Origin of the sequence: Aeribacillus sp. FSL K6-2848, assembly GCF_038004325.1 — a bacterium.
In the GTDB taxonomy this organism is placed as follows: Bacteria; Bacillota; Bacilli; order Bacillales; family Aeribacillaceae; genus Aeribacillus; species Aeribacillus composti.
The window spans coordinates 2,744,988-2,761,302 of record NZ_JBBOQQ010000001.1; the positions used below are offsets into that span (position 1 = coordinate 2,744,988).

The 16,315-nt window shown below is 37.8% G+C and carries 18 protein-coding genes; 3 read left to right on the top strand and 15 right to left on the bottom strand.

The features are described from left to right. Positions 1-102: 102 nt before the first annotated feature. The 9 genes from NSS70_RS13195 to NSS70_RS13235 form a co-directional block, all read right to left on the bottom strand. Complete coding sequence (locus NSS70_RS13195; RefSeq protein ID WP_340881765.1) at positions 103-879, bottom strand: CheR family methyltransferase; 777 nt, start codon at positions 877-879, stop codon at positions 103-105. Between the two features lie 68 nt (positions 880-947). Then, positions 948-1,394, bottom strand: coding sequence for a nucleoside-diphosphate kinase (gene ndk, locus NSS70_RS13200; protein ID WP_063388585.1), 447 nt, complete (start codon positions 1,392-1,394; stop codon positions 948-950). An 84-nt stretch (positions 1,395-1,478) separates the two neighbouring features. After that, positions 1,479-2,441, bottom strand: a complete 963-nt coding sequence (hepT, locus tag NSS70_RS13205) for a heptaprenyl diphosphate synthase component II (RefSeq protein WP_340881767.1) — start codon at positions 2,439-2,441, stop codon at positions 1,479-1,481. Next, positions 2,442-3,167 carry a demethylmenaquinone methyltransferase gene (locus tag NSS70_RS13210; RefSeq protein ID WP_063388587.1) on the bottom strand — a complete coding sequence of 242 codons (726 nt, stop codon included), beginning with the start codon at positions 3,165-3,167 and terminating at the stop codon, positions 2,442-2,444. It abuts the gene before it with no gap. A 3-nt stretch (positions 3,168-3,170) separates the two neighbouring features. Continuing rightward, a complete protein-coding gene (locus NSS70_RS13215; RefSeq protein ID WP_066251950.1) occupies positions 3,171-3,950 on the bottom strand; it encodes a heptaprenyl diphosphate synthase component 1 in 780 nt (259 codons plus the stop codon). A gap of 110 nt (positions 3,951-4,060) precedes the next feature. Next, a complete protein-coding gene (mtrB, locus tag NSS70_RS13220; protein WP_063388589.1) occupies positions 4,061-4,288 on the bottom strand; it encodes a trp RNA-binding attenuation protein MtrB in 228 nt (75 codons plus the stop codon). 17 nt (positions 4,289-4,305) lie between these two features. Continuing rightward, entirely contained in the window at positions 4,306-4,872 is a 567-nt protein-coding gene (gene folE / locus NSS70_RS13225) for a GTP cyclohydrolase I FolE (protein ID WP_066251953.1), read from the bottom strand. 227 nt (positions 4,873-5,099) lie between these two features. Beyond that, positions 5,100-5,378: a non-specific DNA-binding protein Hbs gene (hbs, locus tag NSS70_RS13230; RefSeq protein ID WP_063388591.1), complete on the bottom strand. Its 279-nt coding sequence runs from the start codon at positions 5,376-5,378 to the stop codon at positions 5,100-5,102. A gap of 337 nt (positions 5,379-5,715) precedes the next feature. Continuing rightward, positions 5,716-6,222 carry a CotG/ExsB N-terminal domain-containing protein gene (locus NSS70_RS13235; RefSeq protein ID WP_340881769.1) on the bottom strand — a complete coding sequence of 169 codons (507 nt, stop codon included), beginning with the start codon at positions 6,220-6,222 and terminating at the stop codon, positions 5,716-5,718. Positions 6,223-6,378: 156 nt separating this feature from the next. On the opposite strand from NSS70_RS13235, the gene NSS70_RS13240 reads away from it, so the two are divergent. The 3 genes from NSS70_RS13240 (at position 6,379) to NSS70_RS13250 (ending at position 9,313) form a co-directional block, all read left to right on the top strand. Continuing rightward, positions 6,379-7,458 carry a CotH kinase family protein gene (locus NSS70_RS13240; RefSeq protein ID WP_339196730.1) on the top strand — a complete coding sequence of 360 codons (1,080 nt, stop codon included), beginning with the start codon at positions 6,379-6,381 and terminating at the stop codon, positions 7,456-7,458. A gap of 136 nt (positions 7,459-7,594) precedes the next feature. Continuing rightward, positions 7,595-8,575 (top strand): hypothetical protein, encoded by a 981-nt coding sequence (locus tag NSS70_RS13245; protein WP_339196732.1) that lies wholly within the window; start codon positions 7,595-7,597, stop codon positions 8,573-8,575. Positions 8,576-8,647: 72 nt separating this feature from the next. Then, positions 8,648-9,313, top strand: coding sequence for a DUF2642 domain-containing protein (locus NSS70_RS13250; protein ID WP_445206606.1), 666 nt, complete (start codon positions 8,648-8,650; stop codon positions 9,311-9,313). A gap of 88 nt (positions 9,314-9,401) precedes the next feature. On the opposite strand, the gene NSS70_RS13255 is transcribed toward NSS70_RS13250, so the two are convergent. From NSS70_RS13255 to der, 6 genes are all read right to left on the bottom strand, one after another. Further along, positions 9,402-10,751: an arsenic transporter gene (locus NSS70_RS13255; RefSeq protein ID WP_340881771.1), complete on the bottom strand. Its 1,350-nt coding sequence runs from the start codon at positions 10,749-10,751 to the stop codon at positions 9,402-9,404. A 449-nt stretch (positions 10,752-11,200) separates the two neighbouring features. Next, positions 11,201-12,679, bottom strand: coding sequence for a stage IV sporulation protein A (gene spoIVA / locus NSS70_RS13260; protein WP_063388595.1), 1,479 nt, complete (start codon positions 12,677-12,679; stop codon positions 11,201-11,203). Positions 12,680-12,849: 170 nt separating this feature from the next. Then, positions 12,850-13,563: a hypothetical protein gene (locus NSS70_RS13265; protein ID WP_082829632.1), complete on the bottom strand. Its 714-nt coding sequence runs from the start codon at positions 13,561-13,563 to the stop codon at positions 12,850-12,852. A 20-nt stretch (positions 13,564-13,583) separates the two neighbouring features. Further along, positions 13,584-13,784, bottom strand: coding sequence for a DUF2768 domain-containing protein (locus NSS70_RS13270; RefSeq protein ID WP_063388596.1), 201 nt, complete (start codon positions 13,782-13,784; stop codon positions 13,584-13,586). A 114-nt stretch (positions 13,785-13,898) separates the two neighbouring features. After that, positions 13,899-14,942, bottom strand: coding sequence for an NAD(P)H-dependent glycerol-3-phosphate dehydrogenase (locus NSS70_RS13275; protein WP_066251961.1), 1,044 nt, complete (start codon positions 14,940-14,942; stop codon positions 13,899-13,901). A gap of 19 nt (positions 14,943-14,961) precedes the next feature. Beyond that, complete coding sequence (gene der / locus NSS70_RS13280) at positions 14,962-16,272, bottom strand: ribosome biogenesis GTPase Der (protein ID WP_063388598.1); 1,311 nt, start codon at positions 16,270-16,272, stop codon at positions 14,962-14,964. Positions 16,273-16,315 lie beyond the last annotated feature (43 nt).

Here is a 16,315-nt window from a genome sequence, read left to right on the forward strand (position 1 = left end):
AGCAAACTCCTTCCCATAACACTTTAACGCTTTTATGCTTTTATGCTTTTACGTAACTATACCATAAGATTTTTTGTTTGAATAGAAAGATCTTTGCTATTGCTACAATCGTGTATAAAAAAACGTTTCGATCGTTTTTAATCCATATTTTTCCGGAGTGAAAATTTGCTCTGTGCTGCCAACAAATAAAATCCCGTTTCGTCTAAGCGAGTTGCTGAATTTTTCATAAAGCTCTTTTTTCGCAGACTCAGTAAAATAAATGAGGACGTTTCGGCATACGATCAAATCAAAATCTGTTTCAAAGCGGTCTGACAGCAAATTATGCTTTCTAAAAGTAACCGAGCGTTTAATGTCTTCTTTTACATGATAGAAAGAGCCTTCTTGCTGAAAATAATTAGTTTTATATTCAAGAGGTACTTCTTTTAGCGATCTTTCCGGATAAATTCCAATTTGTGCTGTTTTAATCGCTTGTTCATCTATATCTGTGGCTAATATATATGAGTCTTTCAATAGCGAATTTTGTGCTAAAATCATCGCAATTGTGTAAGGTTCTTCTCCCGTTGAGCAGGCAGCGCTCCAAACCTTTATATGTTTTTTACCATCCAGCAAACGCGGAAGCAATTTTTTTTCAAGGATGTTCCAGCGCTGATAGTTGCGAAAAAATTCAGAAACATTAATAGTCATCCGATCTAAAAACAGATTGTATAAACATTGATCCTTTTCCATCGCTAAAAAAAACTCGTGAAAGGATTGAAAGCCTTTTTTTTCATACAATGATTTTAATCTTCTTTTCATTTGAGTCTCTTTATATAACGACAGGTCAATCCCACTTTTTCTTTTTATCTTTTCGATAAATGCAACATAGTCCTTATCTGTCACTTTCCGATCTTCCCCCGAATGTAATGTAGAAAACCCTAATCAAACCATTGTTTGATTAGGGTCAGATGTTAATAGATCCATGCATCAATTTCACGGTCATATTCTACAAGCTCTTCAGCTTTAAAAAACAATTGAATTTCCCGCTCAGCGCTTTCAGGTGAATCAGAACCGTGAATTACATTCTTCCCTACTGTTAAACCAAAATCGCCGCGAATTGTTCCAGAAAGGGCATCCTTTGGATTGGTTTTTCCCATCATTTGACGGGCAATTTCGATTGCATTTTCGCCTTCCCAAACCATTGCAAAAACCGGTCCTGAAGTGATGAATTGAACGAGTTCATTGAAAAAAGGCTTTTCTTTATGTTCTCCATAATGCTGCTGGGCCAATTCTTCAGAGATTTTCATTAATTTTGCACCGATAAGCTTCAGCCCTTTTTGCTCAAATCTTGAAACGATTTGTCCAATCAGCTGCCGTTGTACACCATCAGGCTTTACCATTAAAAACGTCTTTTCCATCAACACATCCACCTCGAAAATTTCTTTATGTATAAGTACAAAATCCACAAGAAAATAGTATCATTATTAAAGCGGTTACGCAAACTAAAATTTCCTTTTTCCAATATATTTGGCAATATTGTATAGCGAAGTTCGCGCTTTCCCGTGCTTGAGGCCTTCCAATTGATGAAAGCTCTTCTGCAAATAGCGGTCACTAATATTCATCGACTGTTCGATTGCTCTTGATTTTTTAATTTCATAAATAATCGGCTTGATTTCTTCAGCAGTTGTTTGATTATTGATTTTGACAATTTTTTTTCTTAATTCTTCATTTTGCATGGCAAACAAAACAGGAAGGGTAATGTTTCCTTGAAGTAAATCGCTCCCAACTGGTTTTCCAAGCTCTTCTTCCGTAGAGGTAAAATCTAAAAGATCGTCAATAATTTGATACGAAATTCCAACATAATAACCGTACAAATACAGCTTTTTACAAACGGATTCTGGAGCGCCGGAGGCAAGAGCGCCCAATTGGCAGCTGACAGCAATTAATAAAGCTGTTTTTCTTTTAATTCGTTTGACATACGTCCGATAAGACTGATCAAAATTGTATTTATCGTTGATTTGTTCGATTTCTCCTAAACAGAGTTCAACAAGAGCTTTCGAAAGAACTCGGTGAATAAGCGGATCGTCCAGCTCTGTTATGATTTCAAGAGCCCGTGCGAATAAGTAATCTCCAACATACATGGCAATGCGATTGTCCCATTTTGCATTAACTGTTGGTTTTCCTCTTCGCAGCTCAGCATTGTCGATGACGTCATCGTGTACCAATGAGGCGCTGTGAATCAGCTCTAAAGCGACGGCAACCGGTTTCATACGGTCAATGTTAAAATCTCCGAACATTCCTGACAACAATACAAAAACAGGGCGAATCCGTTTTCCCCCTGCTTGAAGAAGATGAATCCCGGCTTCACGTATTAACGGATCTTTTGTTTGTACGGAAGACAGCAATTCATTTTCAATCACTTCAAGGTCTTTTGTTAAAAAGGAATAGAATGATTTTAACTTCATTTATTTCACCTTTGTTTCCAATTTCGGTTTATAACCTAAGTGCATTGCTGCAACACCGCCTGTAAATGGCTTCACTTCTACATTTATAAAACCAGTTTGCTCGAACATTTTTTTCAGCTCTTTCATGCCAGGAAATTGACGCGCGGACTCCTGCAGCCAAGAATATTCTTCATAGCTTTTAGCAAATATCTTGCCGAATAAAGGCATGATAAAGCGAAAATAAAAATAGTAAAGCTGTTTGAAGCCAATCAAGGTCGGCTGTGATGTCTCCAAACAAACTACCATTCCTCCGGGTTTCAATACGCGGTACATTTCCGATAGAACCTGCATATAATCAGGAACATTTCTGAGGCCAAACCCGATGGTCACATAATCAAACTCGTTTTCAGGAAACGGCAAATCCATCGCATTGCCGTGAATAAATGAAATATTGGAAAATTGTCTTTCCTTTGCCTTTTCCTCACCGATGCTTAACATATTTTGGCTAAAATCAAGTCCTATGACCTTTCCGTTTTGCCCGACTGCTTCCCCGAGCGCAAGCGTCCAGTCCCCCGTTCCGCAGCAAACATCGAGTGCGTAGGAACCTTTTTTCACATTCATTCTCCGCATCGTTTCTTTTCGCCATGCAATATGACGATTAAAGCTGATCACAGAATTCATCCGGTCATAATTTTTATAAATTTTTTCAAATACGCGGTGCACACGTTCTTCTTTCGATTGCTGCATTTTTTAACCTTCCTCCACTATCATATGCGAAAACCGTAATACATGAATTCGGTTCATAATAAATTGTTTTACGGCAGGCGAATATTTCAGACTTTTTTCCAACAGTTTATTAATTTCCCAGAAATAATGATTGCAGCATTCTATGAAAGTTCCAACTAAATCAATCGGGCTTTTAGATTTCTTTTGAAATTGTGTTAAAACGGACTGGCTATTTTTATCGTATTTATGTTTTTCTTCACATAAACGTTTATATGTTAAATATGTTTTGGAAATTTCCGGCCACGTCTCAATTTGAAAATGCTCTCCGATCCGTTGAAATAACGCGGTTTCCACAATGACGATGCTTTCGACTATTGCTTCAATCGACTGGCAGCTTCGGTCGTAAAGACGAATTTTATGCTCATTAATTTCTTTAATCGCGGTTGCAAGCGCACGAACCATTTTCAAGTCTTGAATTTCAGAAAGAATAAAATAATATAGTCCGCTGAAATAATCACCTGCAATAACATTTAATTGTCTTTCAACAAAAAGCTTCTTATTTTCACATTCCGTTGTCGTTACTAAATCATGGGTATCAAGGGCTGATTGAACAAGCATGGCGGTCACAACATATTTTTCCTTCTTTTCATCTGCTATTTCCGCTTCTTCAAAAAGCGCGTAAAACAATAGCAGCTTGTCTTCATCAATTACAGGCTTTTGAATATATTGTTTAAGCACAGGATGTGAAAAATATTGGTCTAGCGAACGTTTTATTTGCTCCAGCTTTTGATAGATTTCCATCATTATCACCCTTGTCCCCCATATATCTCTATACTAACATTTACAAATTTTATTATATCATAACCACATTTTTTCATTAGGCTTTGTCGAAAAAGTAAAAGCAGAAATCCTGCTTATTTTCTCTCGCCGCTCTCAATCTCTCCATAGCTTGTTTGAATAAGCGCCTTGCCGCGAATTTTAATGGCAGAAGTGTGTTCCGTAAATTGAGCAATCATTACTTCTCCTTTATCAAGCTTTTCGGAATGGTGGAACCTAGTATCGGAACCTCTTGTCAAACCAATCACATTGACGCCATCTTCAATTGCTTTAATAACCACATAATCATTTTGATTCGGATTCATCTATCAACACCTACCGTTTATTTTTTTATTAATGACAACACTTCGCTTCTTGCCGCAGCATCATTCAAAAAACATCCTCTGACTGCTGACGTTACAGTGATTGATCCAGGCTTTTTCACTCCGCGCATTGTCATGCACATATGCTCCGCTTCAACAACAACCATCACACCGTGAGGATCCAATGATTCGACTATGCTGTCGGCAATCGTTGATGTAATCCGTTCTTGCAGCTGTGGTTTTTTTACAACCGCTTCAACAGCGCGGGCTAGTTTGCTTAGTCCAGTCACTTTGCCGCCTTTTGGTATGTATGCAATATGTACTTTACCGAAAAAAGGAACTAGATGGTGTTCGCACATTGAAAAAAATTGAATATCCTTTACTAAAACAAGCTCTTCATGATCCTCTTCAAATACGGTTTGAAAATATTCTTTAGGATCCTGATTTATACCTGAAAAAATTTCCTCATACATATTGGCAACCCGCTTAGGTGTATCAGCCAATCCTTCCCTATTAGGATCCTCCCCTATAGCTTCTATAATTAAACGTACTGCCTGTTCTATTTGCTCTTTATTAATTTTTGGCATACTCGGCTCCTCCTATTGTCATTCATTCATACCGATTCTAGCACAATTAATGAAAAAAAAGCAAAATGAAGCTTCCTTTCCCGCAAATAGAACAGAAATCTTTTCAATAAAACCTTTGAACAATCTCGCCTAAATAGGAAAAGCCCCAAAAAGGGGCTTATTCTGTGAAGAAATGCAGCGAGCATATGTAGTCGCTACTCATTTCTTAATTGTGTGCGTTCATTTCATTACTTGCCAGCAACTGCATCTTTAAGAGCTTTGCCTGGTTTAAACGCAGGCACTTTGCTTGCCGGAATTTCAATTTCTTCACCAGTTTGAGGATTGCGACCTTTGCGCGCTGAACGCTCACGCACTTCAAAGTTTCCAAAACCGATGAGTTGAACTTTGTCACCTTTTTTCAAAGATTCTAAAATTGTATCGAAAACAGCATCTACAGCTTTCGTTGCATCTTTTTTGGATAATTCGCTAGCTTCTGCTACAGCGTTGATTAATTCTGTTTTGTTCATTTAATGTTTCACCTCCTCCCAAAAAAGTTTCATGAAAATCCAGCTATTATACATTTCTTCACAGCTTTTAAGAATTCTATACATGCAACAACAAGAAGTTGGTGACTAGCTTATCATAAATGAAACAATATTTCATTTCAACAGTTTTTCATTTTCAAATTGGTTGCAAAGGATGATTCATCCTTATGAGAGAAGAATTTCTGTAAAAAGATTATCATAACAATAATGGCAGAATCAAGCACATTTCTATTAATTTCAGTCATTTTTCAGTTGCTTTGGCAAAAAGTTCGCCAAAACAATAGAGGGAGACTGCATAAGCAGTCAACCCTTCCATCATTTAAAAACGCAGCTCCCACATATTTCCGTTTTCAAAGCGCCGAATTTTTTTTCTTTTCGTATGTTTAAAATCCCGGCTGCCGCATGTTTTTTTACGATCGCTGCGATGGCTTCTTCTCCGGCTGCTGCATGTTTTTTTATGGCCCCTGCGATGGCTTCTTCTCCGGCTGCCGCATGTTTTTTTATGGCCCCTGCGATGGCTTCTTCTCCGGCTGCCGCATGTTTTTTTATAGCCGCTGTGATGGCTTCTTTTCCGGCTGCCGCATGTTTTTTTATGGCCCCTGCGATGGCTTCTTCTCCGGCTGTCGCATGTTTTTTTATGGTCGCTGCGATGGCTTCTTCTCCGGCTGCCGCATGTTTTTTTATGGTCGCTGCGATGGCTTCTTCTCCGGCTGCCGCATGTTTTATCCGATCTTCTTCTTCCTTCAGGTTCTTGGAAATAAAAATGTTTCAACCCTTTTTCTTCCCCACTATGAAATGCTTCTTTAATGACTTTTTCGGAAATCACTATTCTGCCTCCCTTTTTATTTTGTATAGCATATGAATCTTCACACTAACTCGTTTGGACTTTTAAATCGTTTAAAAAAATGTGCGTTTGCCATCAGTGGCAAGTTTTATCCACATTCATACTATTTAAATGAAAAACAGTGAAAAGAGGGATCAAATGGAAAAACACTTGGAGAAAATTTCCTTATACATTCATCCGAAAGATTTGCTTTTTTTACAAAAAAATAAATGGGATGAAGACGGAGTTCCCGGCATGGTTTATTTAGGGAAGAAAAAAATCGATGCGGATATAATGTATCGTGGCTCTCATACTAGGAAAGCGAAAAAAAAATCTTTTTTTATAAAATATTACCGTCCTTCAAAATACAATAACGAAAAGGAATTTCATTTAAATGCGGAATATTTTGATCCTTCATTGATTCGCAATAAGCTTTCTTTTTATTTTTTTGACCGCATAGGAGTATTCGTTCCCGAAACAAAATTCGTCCTTTTATCGATCAATGGAATCCATCAAGGTATTTATTTACGCCTTGAATCCGTCAATGAAGATTTTTTAGCAAAAAGAAAACTGCCTAAAGGTCCAATTTTTTATGCAATAGATGGTGATGCGAATTTTTCATTATACAGCGATTTAGACCAAAAGGTAAAAAAAAGCTTATCACAAGGATATGAGTTAAAATACGGGGAAAATGATGATTTTAGTAAGCTCGAACAATTTATTTATTTTGTTAATACAAGCACTTCGTCCCAATTTTCTGAAGAAATCGAACAATATTTAAACGTGGAGCAATATTTAAAATGGCTGACAGGTGTCATTTGCACACAAAATTACGATGGTTTTGTTCACAATTACGCACTTTACTTACATGGAGAAACAAGCCGTTTTCATATTATTCCCTGGGATTACGACGCGACATGGGGAATTGATGTCAACGGAGAAAAAATGCGACATGACTATGTTCGGGTAGAAGGATTTAACACTTTAACGGCAAGGCTGCTAGACGTCCAAAAGTATAAAAAACTTTACCAACAACTTTTATATGACACTATACAACATCAATTTACGGTAAAAAATTTGAAAGATGCTGTATACGGTTATTATGAACAAGTGAAAAAGTTTATTAGCAAAGATCCTTTTTTCCAATATACCCTTGACGAATTTGATCAACAGCCTTCACAAATTCTCGATTTTATCTCAAAAAGAAATCAATTTATCGCTTCACATTTAATGTTTTAGCAAGTTGAAGAACGCAAATAGGCGATCGCTTATTTTTCATGAATTGGGTAAATGTTCTGTTGCTTTCTCCCATTTTGAACGTATAAATACATTATAAATGACCTGTATGGTTGAATGCCAAGGGAGGTTAATGAAAATGACTGCAACTGGAGAAAAATTTTATCAATATGTAAAGTCGCTTGTTGGAAAAATGATTAAGGTGAATAGAGGCGGTCCTGAAAGCAAAAGCGGTTTACTGCTTGAAGTAAAAACTGATTATTTGGCCCTCTATTTATTCGAATCAAACAATGTTGTTTACTACCAATTGAAACACATTAAAAGCATTACGGAAAATTCTAAGACAAATTCCAAACCTTTTCGACTGGAAAATGTTGAACAAAACGCTTCGAAAAGCGATAGCTTCCGCCGCCTAATGAAATTATTTCAATACGAATACCTTCAAATTAACCAAGGCGGCCCTGAAGCAATGAGCGGGAAGTTATTAGATGTAACAAATCATTATGCCGTTCTCTACAAAGATGATCGGGTGATCTATGTCAATTTGGAGCATATTAAAAGCTTCTCATTAAACAAAAGCGAAAACGCTGAAGAAAAGGAAACCGTCCGCTATTTGAAAGTAAAAACATTTGATGAAATACTCAATTATTTTATTCATAAATGGGTTTCCATCAATTGGGGAGGACCGGAAGCGCTCGAAGGTGTTCTGTCATACAACGGAAATGGGACATTCATTTTAATTAACAAAGAAGAAGTCATTCGAATTCAGCCGTTCCACGTTCGAAGCATTTTTGAAGGTTCCCGCGATCAGAAAAAAAATGAGAACAAACAAACTGAAAAAAAAGATCGATCCGATCGTGATAAAAGAACTTCTATGGAAAGAGATTCTAAAAGCGGGCAAAGCACGTCCGAGATTGAGCACAAAAACACTTACTCACACTCAGAACGTCATGAAAGAACAGATGATCTTGATAGAAGGACTGAAAAAAAATACCGGTCAACGCCAAATGAAAGCAGAAGAGCTTCGAATGCCTATATAGAAAGAGCAGAGATACAGTTGCGATCAATGCCGCATCTTGAAAAAGTAGTCAAAACTGTCCACTATCGTTGGAAAGGCTAGCTAGCGTCTCTGCCATCAAATTCCCCCTCTGTTTTTGTTTCTGTTGTTTCAAAGAAAGGAGGCATTGAAGTTTTGAGATTTTCCGAACTTATTGACGAACAAGTAAAAGCAGAAATAAGCGGCAAAAACGAAGTTATCGGAATTTTAGTTGACGAAGGATTAGATGTGATCGTACTTTATATTGGTTATAAATATATATATATTCCTCTTCTACATTTACACAGTTTGGAAAAATATGATGACGAAAATCCGATTAAATACGATCAAAAAACGATTAAACCAATGATTATTGAGGATGATTCCATTTCATACCGAAAAATATTAATAAATGCTAAAGGAATGTTTGTTGAAACATATGTAACTGGAAATAAAGCTTTACACGGTTATATTACATCTGTCTTAACTGACTATTTTGTTTTTTATTCCCCCGTGTTTAAATATGTTTTAGTGTCTTTTCACCATTTAAAATGGCTCATTCCATATCCAAACACAACAACGCCTTACTCGTTAAACGAACATGAATTGCCAGTGGTGCCCGCCATGATCACCGTTAACCGCACCTTTGAAGAACAATTAAAAAAATTCATCAACAAACTAGTAGTATTTGATCTTGGGGAAAAACAAGAAAAAATCGGAGTGTTAAAGTCTGTTCAGCAAAACTTCGTCGAATTGGTAACAGCTGAAGGCCACACGGTGTTTTTAAAAATTTCCCATATTAAAACAGTGCACGTTCCGTAAACGTTTCCGCCTGCTTAATTACGTTTCGCCTAAACCATTGCTTCAATTTATAAAAAAAATGGGGTGAATCGCACCCCATTTTTTAACATTATACAAACAAAAGCTTGATCCAATAGTATAAACAGAACATCGTAAATATTAATGTTGGCGGAATGACAACAAATGTTACTTTCACATATTTTGCCCAGCCGATTTTCATTCCGTTCTCTTTTAAAATGTGCATCCATAAGAGCGTCGCCAACGTACCGATCGGAAGCAGCAATGAGCCGATATCACTACCGATGATGCTTGCTAAATAAGCTGTTTTTAACGTGATTTCGTCTAATCCGAAATTTGTAAGCACCATTGAACCGATCATTAATGCCGGGTGATTATTAAAGATATTGGATAAAACGGTGATCAGCCCGCCCATCCAAAAAATTCCGCTTGCAACATCTGTCATCAACGGCTTTAACAGCTGAAGGAAAAAAGTAACTAATCCGATATTTTTCAAGCCATAAACGATGATGTACATGGAAAAAGCAAACAGAAATACTGACCATGGTGCTTTCTTTAAAACATCGATTGGACTTAAACGAAGCTTATACCATCTCACCATTAATAAAACGATTGAACCAAACAGAGCCACAAGCCCTATCGAGATTTCGAAAAAGGAAGCGACAAACAGACTGATTCGAACAACGATCACAAACATCAACATTTTCATCATCATACTTGTTTTCTCTTTAAAAACGTTTGGCAACATTTTAGGCTTCAAAGGATGATAAGATTGGATGAAAAAGTTCTCATCTTTTGGCACGTTTATGACCCTTTTTGGAATGTCTTTATAAAAAACGAAAAAGAGCAAACTGACCATTAACAATAATCCGGTTACAGTAGGTGCGAAAATCATTGCCGTATGCATGTATAAATCCATTCCAACAATCTTTAATGCGATCAGATTTACAATGTTGCTGACACCAATTGGCGCGCTTGAAGCGGTGGCAACCAGCGCTCCACTTAGAAGGTACGGAATTTTTTCGTGATGTTTTAAACGAAGGTGATGAAGAAGCAGCAGTAAAATAGGAGTCGTAATTAAAATGCTTCCGTCATTATTAAAAATGACAGTCATGAAAAAACAGAGAAGATTCGTATACCAAAACAATCGGATTCCTGATCCGTTAGCTTTATATGCCAAACGATGAGCACACCATTCGAAAAAACGAAAACTTTCCAAAACGATTGCCATGACGATCGTTGCGATAATCGTAACAGAAGCTTCAGTTACATTTAAAGCAATTTCCGTCAACTCTTGAAAACTAATTCCCCCAACGAATAATATGATAAGTGCCCCAATTGTTGCTGGAAATGCTTCATTTACTCCGCGGGGACGCCAAAAAATCAAGATCATCGTCATGAAAAACACGAATAAAATCACTAAATCGCGGTCAACTAGCAAACTAATTCCCTTCTTCCTTACCTTCAGATTCTTTTTAAATATCCACCATTGGTTTCTATCACTCCTCATCACCTGTACTATATAAATATGTGTCTAACAATATCTCTGCCATCTATCAACAACCCATTTTCTATTAAATCAGCAAAAAACTATCAACTATTGTCTCGGCAAGATTGTTGCCATATCATGATTTTAGTCGAAAAAAAGACGGAATCATTTACGCTAATGCAATATGTTTTCTATCGCCAATTTAACTGCACAGAAGGCAAATCAATTCACTTGTCGGTTTTTTTGCTAAGTTGTTTAACTTTTCTAAAAATGGTGTGTCTTTTAGAGGCCGGAAAATGAGGGCAGAATATGTTGAAACAAAAAAATACAGGGCTTCTCTCGTTTGCCCCTTTTAAAAAAAACAACGGCCAAAAAACCGTTGTTTTTGACCTTTTGATCTTTTATAATATGATTGCTATGAGCCCGCCTGACCCCTCGTTGATGATTCTTTCCAATGTTTCTTTTAATTTGTAGCGGGCATTTTCAGGCATCAACGACAATTTTGCCTGTATTCCTTCTCTGACGATCGAGCTTAAGCTTCTTCCGAATATATCGGAATTCCATATGGACAAAGGATTTTCTTCAAAATCTTGCATTAAATAACGAACAAGCTCTTCACTTTGTTTTTCTGTGCCAATGATCGGCGCAAATTCAGATTCAACATCTACTTTAATCATATGAATGGAAGGTGCGACTGCTTTGAGTCGGACGCCGAATCTCGATCCTTGGCGGATAATTTCCGGTTCATCCAGACTCATATCTGATAAAGCCGGTGCTGCTATGCCGTAACCTGTCTGTTTTACCATTTTTAAAGCATCGGCCACTTGATCGTATTCCGCCTTAGCGTGTGCAAAATTTTGCATGAGCTCAAGCAGATGATCCTTCCCGCGTATTTCAACACCGACAACTTCTTTTAAAATTTGATCGTACAGCTCATCCGGCGCAAACAAATCGATCTCCGCTATCCCTTGGCCCATTTGAATACCAGCTAGTCCAGCCCGCTCAATAAAATCATACTCACTGAACTGCTGGACAACTTGATTGACATCACGCAGACGTTTGATATCTTTTACTGTTTCCTTCACCGTTTCTTGATAGCTCGTGCGAAGCCAATGATCTTCTCTCAGCACCATCACCCAGCTGGGCAAATTCACATTGACTTCCAAGACAGGAAATTCGAAAAGCGCTTCTCTCAATACATTCGTTACATCAATTTCCCTCATGCTTTCCACGCTCATAGCAAGAACTGGAATATCATATTTTTCATTTAATTCTTTTCTTAAAGCCTCCGTATCCGGATGATGAGGATGCACAGAATTAATAATCATAATAAATGGTTTTCCGACTTCTTTTAACTCTTCAATTACTCGTTCTTCCGCTTCTACGTAATCTTTTCTTGGAATTTCGCCGATTGAACCGTCTGTTGTGACGACTACACCAATTGTTGAGTGGTCTTGAATAACCTTGCGGGTGCCAATTTCCGCTGCTTCATGAAACGGGATCGGCTCCTCATACCATGGAGTGTTGATCATTCTCGGCCCATTTTCATCTTCGTATCCCTTTGCACCAGGCACTGTATATCCTACGCAATCTACTAATCTTATATTGACATCAAGGCCTTCATCAACATGGACGGTGACCGCTTGATTCGGGACAAACTTTGGCTCCGTTGTCATAATGGTTTTGCCTGCTGCGCTCTGAGGGAGCTCATCTTGAGCACGTGCTTTATCCGCTTCATTTTCAATATTGGGAAGAACAACTAATTCCATAAACTTTTTTATGAATGTTGATTTACCGGTTCTAACTGCACCAACGACCCCTAGATAAATATCGCCGCCAGTTCGCTCTGCAATGTCTTTGAAAATATCTACCTTTTCCAAGTGATTCCCTCCCGACTTTCAAGTCTTATAACATCCATACATTTACAATTCTTTAGTCATTACATATTTATGATGTTGTCCTATCTAGTTATGACTGTAAAAAAAGAATTTCTTCCAAAAAGAAAAGAACCTTTCTCTTAAATTGTATTCTTAAGAAAAAGGTTCATGACTTATTTTATTAAAAATACCGGTTCATTTTTTTCATTCACAGTATATGGAAGGGAAAATGCAGGGACGAACGGGGAGTTTTCTACTAGCAAATGACGGATATCTTCCCCCTCTTTGAATGATCTTTTTGATTCCTTTATGGCACGGTATAAATCTAAGCTGTAATCAACATAAACTTCTCGATTGTTGTCGATCACAAGCGGAAGATTTTCCCCTGAGTACGGACTCTTCACATGAGGAGGCTCTTTTAATCCTAGCTTTTTATAGTTCAGTGTAAATACATTTTTCGCTATTTGCTTTTCATAAGGAGGATATTCATGAGCATTGATCCTCATCTTTAGTTCACGGATCGCCTCTGCTATTCGTAAATCGATCAGCTTTACGGTTGGATTTTTTTCCACATCGACTAAAACATATAAGTAAATGCCTCCATTTTCAAACGCGGTGCCAGGGGGCTCAGGCAAATATTCAGGAATCAACAGATTGAAATCAATAGGGTATTTTTCATAAATAGGCGTTGATTTGTCTCTCGTTTTAATCGGCAAAAGCCCTTCCGTATCAGCCTTATATTGTTCTACTGCTTTTTGCACGGATTGTATTTGCGCTTCATAAGGTATTTCATTTTTATGTAATCGTTCTTCTGGGTATAAACATCCAGATAAAAGCAAAACAAACATGATAGAGATGAAAGATTTCATTATGCTTTTCTTGTTCATCCTCGTCTTCCTCACTTTGCCTACTCGCTTGTCGGTCCGGAAAAGACTACGAAAAAAATAATAATTCCTGCTAAAATCATAAAAAAATAAGCAATCACTGCTGTGATAGATTTCAAAAATCCTTTTAGTTTAAAACGGCTCAAATATATGGAAAAGACCGCGATAAACATAAAGGCCATCGCTGTGAGGGCAATCCACATTTTCATTAGACCTTCTGACATTGTGATCCACTCCTTCTATTCCTACCAATCATTTTAACATATGCTCTTTTTCACGCAATTGTTTTCCATATAAGAATCGAATTCAAAAAAAAACTGAAGCAGCTGGGAAATGTGCTACAGTTCTTCATTTCGATTTTCTAATATGTTCACAAGATCTTCCATTTCATGCGTTTTAACTCTCGCCATAAGCTCTTCGACTGCTTCTTTCGGATCTTTTTCGTGAAACAGCACTTCATAAAGGACATTGGTAATCGGCATTTTTACTGAATATTTTTCAGAAAGCTGTTTAGCTGCTTTTGTTGTTCTTACTCCTTCGACAACCATTCCCATGCTTTCTAAAACTTCATCTAGTTTTTTGCCCTTTCCTAGCAAATGGCCGGCACGCCAATTGCGGGAATGCACACTTGTGCAAGTGACAATTAAGTCGCCGATTCCGGCAAGACCAGAAAATGTTAATGGATTGGCACCCATTTTACAGCCTAATCTCGAAATTTCCGCCAATCCTCTAGTTATTAAAGCAGCCTTCGCATTGTCCCCGTATCCAAGGCCGTCGCTGATTCCGGCAGCTAAAGCAATAATGTTTTTCAGCGCTCCTCCAATTTCAACCCCGATTATATCCGGATTCGTATACACACGAAAATAGCGGTTAATAAATAAATCTTGAACAAATTTTGCTGCTTGAATATTTTTGCTCGCAGAAGTCACTGTTGTCGGCTGTCTCAAAGACACTTCTTCCGCATGGCTTGGACCTGATAATACAACTACGTCCTTCAAAAGGTGAGGAGGCATTTCTTCTTCAATAATTTCGGAAATTCTTTTTAATGAACCCGGCTCAATCCCTTTTGAAACATGGACAATTAAAACCGGCCGATCAATGGCTTCTCTTAATTGACTCAGCACTTCTCTTATCGCTTTTGTCGGGACTGCCAAGACAATCGTTTCCACATTTTCAACCGCATCCTTTAAGAAATAAAATCCGGTTAAATTGTCCGGCAATGGGACATTTGGCAAATATTTCTCATTTTTTTTTGTACGATTGATCGCTTCTATATGTTCTTTCCGATGTCCCCAAAGATGCACTTCATGACCATTGTCGCAAAGAACAATTGCAAGCGCTGTTCCCCAGCTTCCAGCTCCCAATATTGCCACCTTCGCCAAATTACTCACTTCCTTTTATTTATCTTCTTTTTCTCGCAATGATTTTAATAGGGGTTCCTTCAAACCCGAATGCATCGCGAATACGATTTTCCAAAAAACGTTCATATGAAAAATGAAGAAGCTCCGGATCATTTACAAATATGACAAATGTAGGCGGTTTAACAGAAACTTGTGTTGCATAATAGATTTTTAATCTCGTACCGTGGTCCGTTGGAGTCGGATTCATAGCAACGGCATCCATGATCACATCATTCAATACGTTTGTTTGGACACGCATCGCATGATTCTCGCTGGCAAGAATAATTTGAGGCATTAATGTGTGCAATCTCTTCTTCGTTTTTGCGGACAAAAAGACGATTGGCGCATAGTCTAAAAATAAAAATTGATCGCGAATATCTTTTTCAAACTCTCTCATCGTTCTTTCATCTTTTTCCACTGCATCCCATTTGTTTACTACAATGACAACGGCTTTCCCGGCTTCATGGGCGTAGCCAGCAATTCGCTTGTCTTGTTCAATAATTCCTTCCTCTGCATTTAAAACAACTAACACTACGTCAGAGCGTTCAATCGCTTTAAGCGCCCGCAAAACACTGTATTTTTCTGTTGTCTCATAAATTTTTCCTTTTTTTCTCATGCCAGCTGTATCAATGATGACAAACTCCTGCTTGTTATACGTAAACTTAGTGTCAATGGCGTCTCGTGTTGTTCCAGCAATTTCGCTGACGATCACTCTTTCTTCTCCTAAAATAGCATTTACTAAGGAAGATTTGCCGACATTTGGTCGGCCAATCAAAGAAAATTTAATGATGCCTTCATCATCATTTTCTGATTGGGGTTTTGGAAAATGTTTGCATACTGCATCCAAAAGATCTCCCAGTCCGAGCCCATGCGCTCCTGATATCGGGTACGGTTCTCCAAAGCCAAGAGAATAAAATTCATATATATTTTCCCTCATATCCGGGTTGTCCATTTTATTAACGGCAAGGACAACGGGTTTGTTTGAGCGGTACAATATTTTTGCAACTTCTTCATCAGCGGGAGTTACGCCTTCTCGACCGTTTGTAATGAAAATAATTACATCTGCTTCTTCAATCGCAATTTCCGCCTGATGACGAATTTGTGCTAGAAACGGTTCATCCCCAATTTCAATTCCACCTGTATCGATCAAGTTAAATTGGAAATTCAGCCATTCACAAGGTGCATAAATACGGTCACGGGTAACACCAGGTATATCTTCTACAATTGAAATACGTTCACCGACAATTCGATTAAAAATCGTCGATTTGCCGACATTTGGTCGACCGACAATAGCCACAACAGGTTTCGGCATACTAAAACTTCCTTCCTAATTTAAAACTCATCGCATTTTTTCA